Origin of the sequence: Curtobacterium caseinilyticum (assembly GCF_030363035.1) — a bacterium.
Lineage (GTDB): Bacteria > Actinomycetota > Actinomycetes > Actinomycetales > Microbacteriaceae > Curtobacterium > Curtobacterium caseinilyticum.
In genome coordinates, this window is the sequence record NZ_JAUCMN010000001.1 from 271,960 (window position 1) to 287,189 (window position 15,230).

Below are 15,230 nucleotides of genomic sequence, written 5' to 3' on the forward strand. Positions count from 1 at the left end.
GGGCCGCGCGGAACGAGAGCAGGCCACCAGCACCCTATCGAGTGCCGGTGGCCTGCTGGTCACTGTCGGACCGGTGTTCCGTGCTGGTTCACGAGGTCAGATCGTGAGGGCACGGTCGGTCGCCTTGACGGGGGCGGGCAGGATCGTCGAGCCCTCGAGGTACGCGTCGACCTTCGAGGCGGCCGCACGGCCCTCGGCGATCGCCCACACGATGAGCGACTGTCCGCGGCCGGCGTCCCCGGCGACGAACACGCCGGGCTCGTTCGTCGAGTAGTCGGCCTGCCGCGCGACCGCGCCGGACACCGTGGCGGGGAGCCCGAGCTGCGGCTCGATCGTGTCGGTCTCCGGACCGGTGAAGCCCATCGCGATGAGCACGAGGTCCGCCGGGATCTCACGCTCGGTGCCCGCCTTCGGCACGCGGCGTCCGTCGAGGTACTCCGTCTCGGCCACACGCAGGGCGCGGACCTCGCCGGCGGCGTTGCCGAGGAACTCGACGGTCGAGGCGAGGAAGTGCCGCTCGCCGCCCTCCTCGTGGGCGCTCGTCACCTCGAACACCGTCGGGAACATCGGCCACGGCTGGTCGGATGGACGCTCCAGCGGCGGCTGCTTGCCGATCGCCAGGTTCGTCACGCTCAGGGCGCCCTGTCGGTGAGCGGTGCCGATGCAGTCCGCACCGGTGTCGCCGCCGCCGATGACCACGACGTGCTTGCCCTCCGCGGTGACCTGGTTGTCGACCGTCGTGCCGGCGACCGCCTTGTTCTGCTGGACGAGGTAGTCCATCGCGAAGTGCACGCCCGCGAGGTCGCGGCCCGGGATGGGCAGGTCGCGCGGCACGGTGGCGCCGGTGGCGACCACGACCGCGTCGTAGCGCGACTTCAGGTCGTCCCACGTGATGTCGACGCCGATCTCCACACCCGCGCGGAACCGGGTGCCCTCGGCCTGCATCTGGGCGAGGCGCGCGTCGATCTGGCGCTTCTCCATCTTGAAGTCCGGGATCCCGTAGCGGAGCAGACCACCGATCCGGTCGTCACGCTCGTACACGGCGACGGTGTGCCCGGCGCGGGTGAGCTGCTGCGCGGCGGCGAGTCCGGCCGGACCGGAGCCGACGACCGCGACCGTCTTGCCGGTCAGCCGCTCCGGCGGGTGCGGGGTGACCCAGCCGTTCTTGTACGCCTCGTCGATGATCGAGACCTCGACCTGCTTGATGGTCACCGGCGGCTGGTTGATGCCGAGCACGCAGGACGCCTCGCACGGAGCCGGGCAGAGCTTCCCGGTGAACTCCGGGAAGTTGTTCGTCGCGTGCAGCCGCTCGATCGCCTGCCGGCCCTCGCCGCGCCACGTCAGGTCGTTCCACTCGGGGATCAGGTTGCCGAGCGGGCAGCCCTGGTGGCAGAAGGGCACACCGCAGTCCATGCACCGGCCGGCCTGTCGCTTGAGCGCGCCGGAGTCCTGCTGCTCGTAGACCTCCTTCCAGTCCATGAGCCGCAACGGCACGGGACGACGGGGCGGGAGCTCGCGCTCCTGCACCTTGAGGAAGCCCTTCGGGTCAGCCATGGTTCGCCTCCTGCTCGTTCTGGTTCAGGGTGGGGTGGTCGGTACTGGGACGCGCCGTGGACGTGTCAGCCACCGGTCACCTCCAGGATGCGGTTCCAGACGACGGTGCCGTCGGGGTCGAGGCCCTCGTCGACCGCCTGCCGTCGGGTCTCGAGCACCGCGGCGTAGTCGCGCGGGAGCACCTTGACGAAGTCGCCCAGGTCGCCGGACTCGAGCAGGTCGCCCGCGAGGGTCGACCCGGTCTCGGCGTGGTGCTGCCGGAGCAGGTCGGTGACGATCTCGACGTCGGCGCTGTCGACTTCCCCGAGCCGCAGCTCGCCACTCGCCAGGGCGTCCGCGTTGACGTGCTCGCGTCGGAGCCCGCGCACGTACGCCGTACCACCGGACATGCCGGCGCCGAGGTTGCGGCCGGTCTCGCCCAGGATCAGCGCGAGACCACCGGTCATGTACTCGAGCGCGTGGTCGCCCACGCCCTCGACGACGGCCGTCGCGCCGGAGTTGCGGACGAGGAAGCGCTCTCCCACGATGCCGCGGATGAACATGCTGCCCTGGGTGGCGCCGTAGCCGATGACGTTGCCGGCGATGACGTTCTCCGACGGCTCGAACGCGGACTCGGAGTCCGGTCGGACGACGATCGCGCCCCCGGACAGGCCCTTGCCGACGTAGTCGTTGCTGTCGCCGACGAGACGGAGCGTGATGCCGGCCGGCAGGAACGCGCCGAGCGACTGCCCGGCCGATCCGCGCAGCGTGATGTCGATCGACCCCGCGGGCAGCCCGTGCTCGCCGTGGCGGAGCGTGACCTCGTGGCCGAGCATCGTGCCCACGGCGCGCTCGGTGTTCCGGATCGGCAGGTCGAGTGCGACGGACCCGCCGTGCTCGAGGACGTCAGCGGTGCGCTGCACGAGCTGGACGTCGAAGTGCTCGTCGAGCTCGTGGTCCTGCTCGCGGAGGTGACGGCGCGGCTCCTCACGACCGAACTCCGGGCCGTGCAGCACCGGTGCCAGGTCAAGCCCGGACGCCTTCCAGTGCTCGACGGCACGGTCGGTGTCGAGCGCGTCGACCTGTCCGATCGCCTCGTCGAGAGACCGGAAGCCGAGCTCGGCGAGGAGCTCGCGGACCTCCTGGGCGATGAACTCGAAGAAGTTCACGACGAACTCCGGCTTGCCCGTGAAGCGCTTGCGCAGCTCCGGGTTCTGCGTGGCGACGCCCACCGGGCAGGTGTCGAGGTGGCAGACCCGCATCAGGATGCAGCCCTCGACGACGAGCGGTGCCGTCGCGAAGCCGTACTCCTCGGCACCGAGCAGCGCCGCCACGACCACGTCGCGGCCGGTCTTCATCTGCCCGTCGACCTGCACGACCACGCGGTCGCGCATCCCGTTGAGCATCAGGGTCTGCTGGGTCTCGGCGAGGCCGATCTCCCACGGTGTCCCCGCGTGCTTGAGCGAGTTGAGCGGCGACGCACCCGTCCCGCCGTCGTGGCCGGAGACGAGCACCACGTCGGCGAGTGCCTTGGTCACGCCGGCCGCGACCGCGCCGATGCCGGACTGGCTCACGAGCTTCACGTGGACGCGTGCGGACGGGTTCGCCCGCTTCACGTCGAAGATGAGCTGCTTGAGGTCCTCGATCGAGTAGATGTCGTGGTGCGGCGGCGGCGAGATGAGTCCCACGCCGGCGGTCGCGTGCCGCGTGCGGGCGACCCACGGGTACACCTTGGTCGGGGGCAGCTGACCGCCCTCACCCGGCTTCGCGCCCTGCGCCATCTTGAGCTGGATGTCCGTCGCGTGCGTCAGGTACATGCTCGTGACGCCGAAGCGGCCGGAGGCGACCTGCTTGATCGCGCTGCGACGCTCGGGGTCGAGCAGGCGCTCGACGTCCTCGCCGCCCTCGCCGGTGTTCGAGCGCGCGCCGAGCCGGTTCATCGCGATCGCGAGGGTCTCGTGCGCCTCCTGTGAGATCGACCCGTACGACATCGCGCCGGTGTTGAACCGCTTGACGATGGACTCGATCGGCTCGACCTCGTCCAGCGCGATCGGCTCCCGCACGCCGTGGCGGAAGCGGAACAGGCCGCGGAGCGTCATGAGCTCCTCGGACTGGTCGTCCACCGCGCGCGAGTACTCACGGAAGATGTCGTACCGGCGGGCACGCGTCGCGTGCTGCAGGCGGAAGACCGTGTCCGGGTTGAACAGGTGGGGCGGCCCCTCGCGGCGCCACTGGTACTCGCCACCGGTCTGCAGGCGCTCGTGCGAGAGCACCGCGCCGTCCTGCGGGTACGCCTGCGCGTGCCGCTCGGCGTTCTCCTTCGCGATGACCTCGATGCCGACGCCGCCGAGGATCGACGAGGTCCCCGTGAAGTACCGGTCGACGAAGTCCTGGCTGAGCCCGACCGCTTCGAACGCCTGCGCGCCGGCGTAGCTGGACACCGTCGAGATGCCCATCTTCGACATGATCTTCAGGACGCCCTTGCCGAGCGCCTTGATGACGTTCTTCACGGCCTGCTCGGGCGTGATGCCGGTGATCATGCCCGAGCGCACGAGGTTCTCGCACGTCTCCATCGCCAGGTACGGGTTGATCGCCGAGGCGCCGTACCCGATCAGGGTCGCGACGTGGTGGACCTCGCGGACGTCGCCGGCCTCGACGATGAGCCCGACCTTCATGCGCTGCTCCGTGCGGATGAGGTGGTGGTGCACGGCGGCGAGGAGCAGCAGGCTCGGGACCGGCGCCTGCTCCGCGTTGCCGTCGCGGTCGGACAGCACGATGAACTGCTTGCCCGACTCGATGGCCTGGTCGACCTCGTCGCAGACGGCCGCGATGCGCTTCTGCATCGCCTTCTTGCCCGCGTCGACGCGGTACAGGCCCTTGATCGTGACGGTCAGGTGGCGTCCGGACGTCGTCTCGAAGTGCTGGATCTTCGCGAGCTCGTCGTTGTCGATGACCGGGAAGTCGAGCACGATCTGCTTCGCGTGCTCCGGACCCGCGCTCAGCAGGTTGCGCTCCGGACCGAGGCCCATGCCCATCGAGGTGATGACCTGCTCGCGGATCGAGTCCAGCGGCGGGTTCGTCACCTGGGCGAACTGCTGCGTGAAGTAGTCGAACAGCAGGCGCGGTCGCTCGGAGAGCACCGCGATCGGCGTGTCCGACCCCATGGCACCCAGCGGCTCCGCGCCGGTCTGCGCCATGGGACGCAGCAGGATGCGGACCTCTTCCTCGGTGTAGCCGAAGGCGCGCTGCCGCCGGGTCACCGACGCCGGGGTGTGCACGATGTGCTCGCGCTCGGGCAGGTCGGCGAGGTTGATGCGCCCTTCGTCGAGCCACTGCGCCCACGGGCCGGAAGCGGCGAGCTCGCGCTTGACCTCGTCGTCCTCGATGATGCGGCCGGCCTCGGTGTCGACGACGAACATGCGGCCCGGACGCAGGCGGCCCTTGCGGACGACCTTCGCCGGCGGGACGTCGATCACACCGGTCTCGGAACCCATCACGATGAGCCCGTCGTCCGTCACGAGGAAGCGGCCGGGGCGCAGCCCGTTGCGGTCGAGCGTGGCGCCGACGATCGCGCCGTCGGTGAAGGTGATCGCAGCCGGTCCGTCCCACGGCTCCATGAGCATCGAGTGGTACTCGTAGAACGCCCGGAGGTCCGGGTCCATCCCGACCTGGTTCTCCCAGGCCTCCGGCACCATCATCGACACGGCGTGCGGCAGGCTGCGGCCGGTCAGCGTGAGGAGCTCGAGCGTCTCGTCGAACGACGCCGAGTCGCTGGCACCGGGGCTGACGATCGGCAGCAGCGGCGCGAGGTCGCCGAGCAGTTCGCTCTCGAGCTGCGACTGCCGCGCCCGCATCCAGTTCCGGTTGCCGCGCACGGTGTTGATCTCACCGTTGTGCGCGAGCGTGCGGAAGGGCTGGGCGAGGGGCCACGACGGGAAGGTGTTCGTCGAGTACCGCGAGTGCACGATCGCGAGCTTCGACGCGAAGCGCTCGTCGCTGAGGTCGGGGTAGAACGGCTCGAGCTGCAGCGTCGTGACCATGCCCTTGTACACCATCGTCCGACTCGACAGCGACGTGAAGTAGACCTCGACGTCGTGCTCCGCGCGCTTGCGGAGCCGGAACGCCTGACGGTCCAGGGCGATCCCGTTCCAGGCGGCACCGTGCACGTCGTGCCGGGTCGAGGCGACGAAGAGCTGGGCGAACGCCGGCATCGCAGCACGGGCCAGCGTGCCGAGGACCTCGGGGCGCACGGGCACCTCGCGCCAGCCGAGGACCTTCAGGCCCTCCTCGCGCGCGATGCGCTCGACGGCACCCTGCACCGCGTGGCGCTCGTCCTCGTCCACGGGCAGGTAGGCCGTGCCGACGGCGTACTCCCCCGGCGCGGGAAGCTCGAAGGGGACCTCGTCGCGCAGGAACGCGTCGGGCACCTGGCACAGGATGCCCGCGCCGTCACCGGTGCCGGCGTCCGAGCCGACCGCGCCGCGGTGCTCGAGGTTCCGCAGCGCGCCGAGGGCGGCGTCGACGATGTCGTGCCCGGCGGTGCCGCGGAGCGTCGCGACCATCGCGAGGCCGCAGGCGTCCTTCTCGTTCGCAGGGTCGTACATGCCGGCCGCCTCGGGCACGGCCGAGAATCGGCGGTGCGCCGGCGGCAGCGGCCGGGTCGAGCGCGTCGAACGGGGGGCAGGGTCTGGCTGGAGCGCCATGGGGAACCGTCCTCACGAGGAAGTGGAACAGGGACGTCGGTGGCCCGGTGGTGCGTTCCGCCCGAGCGGGCGGGACTGGTGCCCGTGCGCGGCGTCCGGGAGGGTGCGTGGACGGCGCGCGAGGAGGGTGAGCCGCTCGTGGCGGTTCGACCGTGCGGTGGATCGTCGTGGTCGGCGGGTACCGTCCACGGGGTTCGGCGGCCCGCGACGGACCGTCCGGTCCGGCGCCGCCCCGGGGTGTCGGGGTGCTACCGGGCGGCGCCCGTCGCGGGTACCGGATCGGCGTCGGCGGCGGCCGCAGGAGCGTCGTCGTCGTGTTCCGACCAGGTGTCGTCCGAGTCTACATCGGTGCTCCGACGCGGCTCGCGACCCGGCAGGTACGGGCTCGGCTCCTTGCCGGTGTGGCGGCGCGACTGCACGAGGAAGACGACGATGCCGAGCAGGATCGCGGCGAACGACATCCAGACGTTCGTGCGGATGCCGAAGAACGTCTCGCTCGTGTCGACGCGGATCGACTCGAGGACGGAGCGACCGGTGCCGTACCAGACCAGGTACAGGGCCATGACCTTGCCCCACTGCAGCCGGAAGCGCTTGTCGAGCAGCAGGATCACGACGACGCCGACGACGTTCCAGACGATCTCGTAGAGGAACGTCGGGTGGAAGAGGGTGCCGTCCGGCAGGCCCTTCGGGAACGCGGGGTTCGTGGACTCGATCTGCAGGCCCCACGGCAGGCTCGTCGGCATGCCGAACAGCTCGTGGTTGAAGTAGTTGCCGAGGCGGCCGAAGGCCTGGGCCAGCAGCACCCCCGGCGCGATGGCGTCGATGAGCGACGAGAAGCGCAGGCCGACCTGACGGCAACCGATGTACGCACCGAGCGACCCGAGGATGAGCGCGCCGAAGATCGCGAGACCGCCCTCCCACACGTAGAGGAAGGACCACGGGTCGCGCCCCGGACCGAAGTAGTCACTGACGTGGGTGAGGACGTGGAACAGGCGACCGCCGATGATGCCCGCCGGCACCGCCCAGATGGCGATGTCGATGATGATCCAGCGCTCCACCCCCCGCGCGTTCAGGCGACGGTTCGCCAGCACGACGGCGGCGACGATGCCCAGCAGGATGCAGATCGCGTAGGCGTGGATCCGGAAGTCGAGCGGCAGCGACCAACCGAAGACGTCGCGCAACCAGGCGGTCAGGTCGAAGTACTGCCACGCGGTGCTCGGGCTCGGGATGCTCAGGAGGGGCATGGAGGTGCTGTCGCCTTTCGGTGCTGGACGGCCGCGGTGCCGCCGGAGGGGCGGCCCCGCTCACTGTAGCGCGGGAAGCGCGCGTCCCTGGAACGCGGTGGACCGTCCTGTGGGAACTGTGACCGGATCGGACGGGAGGCACGGTGCGGGTGACCGCCGACGGTCACCCGCACCGTGCCTCCTGTCCGGCGCCTGGTGGCGTCAGCCGCGTCGCGCCCCGCTGGTCAGGTCGGCGGCCCGGTCGGCGACGCCCTGGACACCGAGGTCGGCGAGGGCACGGACGAAGGCCGAGCCGATGATCGCGCCGTCGGCGTACTCGAGCACCTCGGCGACCTGGTCCGCCGTCGAGATGCCGAGGCCGACGCACGTGCGCTCGACGCCGGCGTCCCGCAGGCGCGAGACGACCGTCCGGGCGGCGGTGTCGACGCCGACGCGGGCGCCGGTGACGCCCATGGTCGAGACGGCGTAGACGAAGCCGCGGCTCGACGCGACGGCCTGCTCCATGCGCGTGTCCGTCGAGGACGGTGCGGCGAGGAAGACGCGGTCGAGCCCGGTGCGCTCCGAGGCGTCGATCCACGCGCGGCCCTCGTCGGGGATCAGGTCCGGGGTGATGAGACCGGACGCACCCGCGGCGACCAGGTCGTCCGCGAACCGGTCGACGCCGTAGCGCAGCACCGGGTTCCAGTACGTCATCACGAGCACCGGCACGTCGACACGGCTCGTGATCTGGTCGACCGCGTCGAAGACCTGGGCGACCCGGAACCCGTTCGCCAGGCTCTCCTCGGCGGCACGCTGGATCACGGGACCGTCCATGACCGGGTCGGAGTACGGCAGGCCGAGCTCGATGACGTCGACGCCGTTCTCGGCGAGGGCCACCGCTGCGTCGACGCTCGTCCGCAGGTCCGGGAAGCCGGCGGGCAGGTACCCGACGACGGCGCCCGCGCGCTCGGCGTTCGCGGTGTCGATGGTCGTGGCGACCGAGCGGGTCGTACCGTGCTTCGTCACAGCTGCACCGCGTTCTCGTCGAGGATGCCGAAGTAGCGGCTGGCGGACGCGACGTCCTTGTCACCGCGTCCGGACAGGGACACGAGCACGACGCCGTCCGGGCCGAGCTCCTTGCCGAGCTTGATCGCCCCGGCGAGGGCGTGCGAGGACTCGATCGCGGGCAGGATGCCCTCGGTCCGGCTCAGCAGGCGGAACGCCTCCATCGCCTCGGCGTCGGTGATCGGCTCGTACTGCGCGCGGCCGATCGACGCGAGGTAGGCGTGCTCCGGACCGACGCTCGGGTAGTCGAGGCCGGCCGAGATGCTGTGGCTCTCGATGGTCTGGCCGTCCTCGTCCTGCATGAGGTACGACATGGTGCCCTGCAGCACGCCGGTGCGGCCGAGGGAGATGCTCGCGGCGTGCCGACCGGTCTCGATCCCGTCGCCGCCGGCCTCGTAGCCGTGCAGCCGGACGGACTCGTCGTCGAGGAAGGCCTCGAAGATGCCCATGGCGTTCGAGCCGCCACCGACGCACGCCGCGACGGCGTCGGGCAGGCGACCGACCCGGTCGAGGACCTGCTGACGCGCTTCCTCCCCGATCACCTTGTGGAACTCACGGACCATCTCGGGGAACGGGTGCGGACCGGCGACCGTGCCGAGCAGGTAGTGCGTCGACTCCACGTTCGCCACCCAGTCGCGCAGGGCGTCGTTGATGGCGTCCTTGAGCGTGCGGGACCCGGTCTCGACGGGGATCACCTCGGCGCCGAGCAGCCGCATCCGGGCGACGTTCAGGGCCTGCCGTTCGGTGTCGACCGCCCCCATGTACACGACGCAGTCCATGCCGAAGAGTGCCGCCGCGGTGGCGGTGGCGACGCCGTGCTGTCCGGCACCCGTCTCCGCGATGAGGCGGGTCTTGCCGAGCCGCTTCGCCACGAGGGCCTGTCCGAGCACGTTGTTGATCTTGTGCGAGCCGGTGTGGTTGAGGTCCTCGCGCTTGAGGATGATCCGCGCACCGCCGGCGTGCTTCGCGAACCGCGGCGCCTCGGTGATGATCGACGGCCGACCGGTGTAGTCGCGCTGGAGCTCGTCGAGCTCCTGCCGGAACGACGGGTCGGCCCAGGCCTCGCGGAAGGCGGTCTCGAGCTCGTCGAGCGCGAGGACGAGCGACTCGGGGACGAAGCGTCCGCCGAAGTCGCCGAAGTACGGACCCTGCAGGTCACGGAGTGAGGTCACGGTGGGTCTCCCGGGGTGTGCGGCAGCGTCCACGGGGACACCGCCGGTGGGGACGGGGTCGCTCAGGCGCGCGGGCGGCCGGAGCCGTCCGCGGCGGCGATGAACGACGCGAGGGTGGCGGCGGGGTCGTCGCCCGTGACGAGCGCCTCCCCCACCAGGACGACGTCGGCACCTGCCGCGCGGTAGTGCGCGACGTCGGCGGGACCGGCGACGGCGGACTCGGCGACGCGGACGACCCCGTCGGGGATCCGGTCGACGAGCGAGCCGAACAGGTCGCGGTCCAACGAGAAGTCGGTCAGGTCGCGAGCGTTGACGCCGAGGATGCGGGCACCGGCGTCGAGGCCGCGAGCGACCTCGTCCCCGGAGTGCGCCTCGACGAGCACGCGCATGCCGAGCTGCTCGGCGAGCTCGTGGAGCTCGACGAGCTGACGCTGCTCGAGCGCCGCGACGATGAGCAGCACGAGGTCGGCACCCGCGGCGCGGGCCTCGAGCACCTGGTACGGCTCGGCGATGAAGTCCTTGCGGAGCACCGGCAGCGACACGCGGGCCTTGACCGCCTCGAGGTCGGCAAGGCTGCCGAGGAACTTCCGCCCCTCGGTCAGGACGCTGATCGTCGACGCGCCGCCGCGTTCGTAGTCGGCGGCGAGGGCCGCCGGGTCCTCGATCGTGGCCATGGAGCCACGCGAGGGGCTCGCACGCTTGACCTCGGCGAGGATCTTCACGCGGTCGCCGGGAGCCAGGAAGTCGAGGGCGTCGAGCGGGGACGCGACACGGTCGAGGTCGCGTTCGACGTCCGCGTACGGACGGTCGAGGCGCCGGGCCGCGGCGTCCTCGAGCGCGCCGGCGACGAGGGTCTCGAGCACGTTCGCCATGCGGGACCTACTCGCCGTGGTGCTTGGGGACGAACTTCGGGCCGTCGACACCGTAACCGGCACGCTTCATGACCGCGCCGACGACGAGGCCGATGACCACGACGCCTGCCGAGGCCCAGACGCCCCAGGGCTGGTCGAACCAGAAGAACAGCGTGCCTGCCGCGAATCCGATCAGCATGATCACGACGGCGGTCCAGGCTGCCGGCGAGTGGCCTTCGCCGAGTTCTGCGGGCTCAGTGTTGCTCACGGTGCTCCTCGTTCTGTTCCGGCGTCGTCGTTCGACCGACGCCCCTCCGATCCTACCGTGTCGGGCGTCGAGGACTCCCCCGCAGCGCCGCCCGCCGTGGGGTCGGAACCGGCGCTCAGGTCGTCCCAGTCGGTGATCGCGTCGCGCTCCGTGGGCGCGGCCGTGCGCGCATCGGCCGCCGCGCCGGCCGTGGCGGCGGCGTACTTCCGCGTCGGTCCGGGCCAGGAGCGCTGCACGACGAACACGACGACCCCGAGCAGCACGGCGAGCACGCCACCCGCGATCCCGACCGCGGGCCAGGCGGTCACGTCGACACGCTCCACGACACGGCGCACCGCGTCGGCGTCGCTCACGCCGGCGACCTTGCCCACGGCGCCCTTCGACGCGCCGACCGGGTCCGACAGCGCGGCGACGCCGGTCGCGACGACCGCCACGCCGAGCAGCACCTCGACCGCCGCGAGGACGATGCGGAGCACCCGGCCCGCGATCGTCAGCGCGAGGAACAGCGCCAGGCTCGCGATGGCCAGCGCCGTGTACTGCGGCACGACGGCGGCGCCGTCCGCGACGACCCGCGGGACGACCGCGCTGCCGGCCTGCAGGTGCACGGTGAACCACGTCTGGGTCCACGAGAGCATGACGATGCCCGCGACCGCGAGGCCTGCCACGACGACGAGCGGACGGGAGCGTGCCGGCGTCACGACCGCACCTCGCGCATCCGGTTCGCGGTCGCCACGGCGCGCAGCGGGGCTGCCGCCTTGTTCACGGCCTCCACGTGCTCGGTGCGCGGGTCGGAGTCGGCGACGAGGCCGGCCCCCGCCTGCACCCGGGCGACTCCGTCCTTGATGAGGGCGGTCCGGATCGCGATCGCGAGGTCGGCGTCACCCGCGAAGTCGAAGTAGCCCACCACGCCCGCGTAGGCACCACGCTTCGACGGTTCGAGCTCGTCGATGATCTCGAGCGCACGCGGCTTGGGCGCCCCGGACAGCGTGCCGGCCGGGAACGTCGCACGGAACACGTCGATCGCCGAGGCTCCGGGTCGCACCGACCCTTCGACGCTCGACACCAGGTGCATGATGTGGCTGAAGCGCTCGACGGTCATGAACTCGGTGACCGCCACCGTGCCGGGCTCGCACACCTTCTGCAGGTCGTTGCGCGCCAGGTCGACCAGCATGAGGTGCTCGGCCCGCTCCTTCGGGTCGGCGAGCAGCTCGTCGCCGAGCCGGACGTCCTCCACCGGGGTGTCGCCGCGCGGCCGCGACCCGGCGATCGGGTGGGTGATGGCCCGGCCGTCCTGCACCTTGACCAGGGCCTCGGGCGAGGCGCCGACGATCCAGAAGCGCTCGTCCGCCGTGTCCGACAGGGACAGGAAGTACATGTACGGGCTCGGGTTGAGGGTCCGCAGCACCCGGTAGACGTCGAGCGGGTCGGCCGTGACGTCGTGGTCGAACCGCTGCGAGACGACGACCTGGAACACGTCGCCGTCACGGATGAAGTCCTTCGACCGCTCGACCGCGGCCATGTAGTCCTCGGGCGAGGTGCGGTGCCGCGGGGTGGGCTCGGCGATCTCGAACGCCTCGGCGACGGTCGCGGGGCTCGGCTGCACCAGGTCTGCCTGCATGCGGTCGAGCCGGGACTGCGCATCGGTCCACATCGTGTCGGCGTCGTCGGTGCCGTCGTTGAGCACGCTCGCCACGAGCAGCACGAGCCCGGTGCGGTGGTCGAGCGCCGCGAGTTCGGACACGAACGCGAGTGCCTGGCCGGGTACCTCGAAGTCGGCCGCGGGCACGTTGGGCAGGTGCTCGAGCTGCCGCACGGCCTCCCACCCGATGAACCCGACGGTGCCGCCGACGAGCGGCGGTGTCCCGGGGACCCGCGGCGTCGACCAGCGCTCGTGGAGCCGCGCGAGCACCTCGAGGGGCTCGCCGTCGAGCGAGTCCACGGCCCGCGTCGCCGGGATGCCGGTGTCGATCCACGCGGCCCGGTCGCCGTCCTGCGTGAGGACACCGAAGCTGCGGACGCCGACGAAGGACCAGCGGGACCACAGGCCGCCTTGGCCTGCCGACTCGAGCAGGAACGAACCGGGACGCCCGTCCGCGAGCTTGCGGTACACGCCGACAGGGGTCTCGCTGTCCGCGTAGAGCGCGCGGACGACGGGGACGACGCGGTGGTCGGCGAGCAGGGCGTCGAAGGCCGGACGGGAGGTCGTGCGCGGCTCCTCGGCGCCGGTCGCGCCCGTCATCGGGTCGCCTCCACTGCCGTGGTCGCGTCCGTCGACGACGGGTCGCCGGACACGCCGTCCGGCACCGACGCGGTCGGTGCGCTCGGAGCACTCGGTGCGATCGGTGCGCTCGGTGCAGGATCGGGGGCCGACGCGGTCACCGGGTCGAGCGGGTCGACGTCGAAGCATCGGTGCGCGCCGGTGTGGCAGGCCGCACCGACCTGCTGCACGGTGACCAGCAGGGTGTCGTCGTCGCAGTCGAGTGCGGCCGCGCGGACGTACTGGGCGTGCCCGGAGGTGTCGCCTTTCCGCCAGTACTCCTGCCGAGAGCGCGACCAGAAGGTCACCCGCCCCTCGGTGAGGGTGCGGCGGAGGGCTTCCCGGTCCATGTAGCCGAGCATGAGGACGTCCTTCGTGGACTCCTCCTGCACGACGGCGGGGAGCAACCCGTCCGCACCGAACCGTGCGCGGTCGAGGACCGCGTCCGTGCTGGTGCTGGTGCTGTCGGTCATGAGGCTCCTAGCCTACGGCGGCGGATCAGCGGACGGGCAGGCCGGCGGTGCGCAGCGCCGCCTTGACGTCGCCGATGGTCATCTCACCGCGGTGGAAGACGCTCGCGGCGAGCACGGCGTCCGCACCCGACTCGACGGCCGGGGCGAAGTGCTCGACGCGCCCCGCGCCTCCCGAACCGATGACCGGCACCGAGGAGACCGCACGGACCGCGGCGATGAGCTCGAGGTCGAACCCGTTCTTCGTGCCGTCGGCGTCGATCGAGTTGACGAGCAGTTCGCCCGCGCCGCGCTCCACGCCCTCGCGCGCCCACGCGATCGCGTCGAGGTCGGACTCGGTCCGCCCGCCGTGTGTCGTCACGACGAAGCCCGAGGGCATCCGGTCGCTGCGCTTGACGTCGAGCGAGAGCACGACCGCCTGCGCGCCGAAGCGGTCCGCGATCTCGCCGACCAGCGCCGGGCGGGCGATGGCGGCGCTGTTCACGCCGATCTTGTCTGCGCCGCACTGCTGCAGGCGCGAGACGTCGTCGACGCTCCGGACGCCACCACCGACCGTGAGCGGGATGAAGACCTGCTCCGCGGTGCGGGTGACGGTGTCGTACATCGTCGCGCGGTTCTCGACCGTCGCGCCGACGTCGAGGAAGGTCAACTCGTCGGCACCCTGCTCGTAGTACCGCGCGGCGAGCTCGACGGGGTCGCCGGCGTCCTGCAGGTCGAGGAAGTTGACGCCCTTGACGACCCGTCCGCCCTGCACGTCGAGGCACGGGACGACCCGGACGGACACCCCGCCGGCGACACCGGCGAGGCCGCTGTCGGGCTCCGTCGCTCCGGACTGCGCCGTCTCGTTCACAGGCGTGCGGCGTGGATCGGGCTGACCAGGATCGCGCGCGCGCCCAGGTCGTAGAGCGCGTCCATGATGAGGTTGGCGTCCTCGCGCGGGATCATCACCCGCACGGCCGACCAGTCACGGTCGTGCAGCGGGGAGACCGTCGGCGACTCGATGCCCGAGGCCACCGCCGTCGCCTGCTCGAGCAGACCGGTCGGGATGTCGTAGTCGAGCATCACGTAGCCGCGGGCGACCAGGACGCCCTGCAGCCGGCGCCGGAGGACGTCGATCCCCGGGATCGTCTCGTCGGTCGAGATGAGCAGGGCCGTCGACTCGAGGATGACCGGGCCGAAGATCTCGAGGCCGGCCGCGCGGAGCGTGCTGCCCGTCGAGACGACGTCGGCGACCGCGTCGGCCACGCCCAGGCGGACCGCGCTCTCCACGGCGCCGTCGAGCTTGACGAGGGTCGCGGTCACGCCGTGCTGCGCGAGGAACTCCCCGACCAGGCCGGGGTAGCTCGTCGCCACCCGCACGCCGTCGAGGTCCTGCAGCTCGGTGAACCGGCCGGGCGTGCCGGCGAACCGGAACGTCGAGTCGGCGAAGCCCAGCGCGTCTACCTCGTGCGCCGCCGACCCGGAGTCGAGCAGCAGGTCGCGCCCGGTGATCCCGACGTCGAGCGCGCCCGATCCGACGTACGTCGCGATGTCCCGCGGACGGAGGAAGAAGAACTCGACGCCGTTGCGCTCGTCGAGCAGGTGGAGTGCCTTCGGGTCACGGCGACCGGCGTACCCGGCCTCCTTGAGCATCTCGGAGGCGGTCTCGGACAGTGAGCCCTTGTTGGGCACGGCGATGCGGAGCATCA

The 15,230-nt window shown here is 71.6% G+C and carries 11 protein-coding genes and 1 pseudogene; all 12 read right to left on the reverse strand.

Annotated elements, in window-relative coordinates; translation table 11 throughout:
• Window positions 1–96: 96 nt before the first annotated feature.
• Window positions 97–1,554: a glutamate synthase subunit beta gene (locus QUG93_RS01275; RefSeq protein WP_289471809.1), complete on the reverse strand. Its 1,458-nt coding sequence runs from the start codon at window positions 1,552–1,554 to the stop codon at window positions 97–99.
• Window positions 1,555–1,619: 65 nt separating this feature from the next.
• On the reverse strand, window positions 1,620–6,137 hold the full coding sequence (gltB, locus tag QUG93_RS01280; protein WP_289471810.1) for a glutamate synthase large subunit: 4,518 nt from the start codon (window positions 6,135–6,137) through the stop codon (window positions 1,620–1,622).
• A gap of 347 nt (window positions 6,138–6,484) precedes the next feature.
• Entirely contained in the window at window positions 6,485–7,480 is a 996-nt protein-coding gene (gene lgt, locus QUG93_RS01285; RefSeq protein WP_289471811.1) for a prolipoprotein diacylglyceryl transferase, read from the reverse strand.
• A gap of 201 nt (window positions 7,481–7,681) precedes the next feature.
• Complete coding sequence (gene trpA, locus QUG93_RS01290; RefSeq protein ID WP_434533064.1) at window positions 7,682–8,485, reverse strand: tryptophan synthase subunit alpha; 804 nt, start codon at window positions 8,483–8,485, stop codon at window positions 7,682–7,684.
• Window positions 8,482–9,696: a tryptophan synthase subunit beta gene (gene trpB / locus QUG93_RS01295; protein WP_289471812.1), complete on the reverse strand. Its 1,215-nt coding sequence runs from the start codon at window positions 9,694–9,696 to the stop codon at window positions 8,482–8,484. Before trpB ends, trpA begins: the two co-directional genes overlap by 4 nt.
• 62 nt (window positions 9,697–9,758) lie before the next feature.
• Entirely contained in the window at window positions 9,759–10,559 is an 801-nt protein-coding gene (gene trpC / locus QUG93_RS01300; protein ID WP_289472049.1) for an indole-3-glycerol phosphate synthase TrpC, read from the reverse strand.
• A gap of 16 nt (window positions 10,560–10,575) precedes the next feature.
• A complete protein-coding gene (locus QUG93_RS01305) occupies window positions 10,576–10,815 on the reverse strand; it encodes an HGxxPAAW family protein (RefSeq protein WP_289471813.1) in 240 nt (79 codons plus the stop codon).
• A complete protein-coding gene (locus QUG93_RS01310; protein WP_289471814.1) occupies window positions 10,812–11,513 on the reverse strand; it encodes a Trp biosynthesis-associated membrane protein in 702 nt (233 codons plus the stop codon). Before QUG93_RS01310 ends, QUG93_RS01305 begins: the two co-directional genes overlap by 4 nt.
• On the reverse strand, window positions 11,510–13,054 hold the full coding sequence (locus QUG93_RS01315) for an anthranilate synthase component I (RefSeq protein WP_289471815.1): 1,545 nt from the start codon (window positions 13,052–13,054) through the stop codon (window positions 11,510–11,512). The genes QUG93_RS01310 and QUG93_RS01315 overlap by 4 nt, the downstream gene beginning before the upstream one ends.
• 122 nt (window positions 13,055–13,176) lie before the next feature.
• Window positions 13,177–13,545, reverse strand: a pseudogene (gene hisI / locus QUG93_RS01320) (phosphoribosyl-AMP cyclohydrolase); the annotation flags it as partial.
• Window positions 13,546–13,570: 25 nt separating this feature from the next.
• Window positions 13,571–14,326 (reverse strand): imidazole glycerol phosphate synthase subunit HisF, encoded by a 756-nt coding sequence (hisF, locus tag QUG93_RS01325; RefSeq protein WP_289472050.1) that lies wholly within the window; start codon window positions 14,324–14,326, stop codon window positions 13,571–13,573.
• A 62-nt stretch (window positions 14,327–14,388) separates the two neighbouring features.
• On the reverse strand, window positions 14,389–15,228 hold the full coding sequence (gene hisG / locus QUG93_RS01330; protein ID WP_289472051.1) for an ATP phosphoribosyltransferase: 840 nt from the start codon (window positions 15,226–15,228) through the stop codon (window positions 14,389–14,391).
• Window positions 15,229–15,230 lie beyond the last annotated feature (2 nt).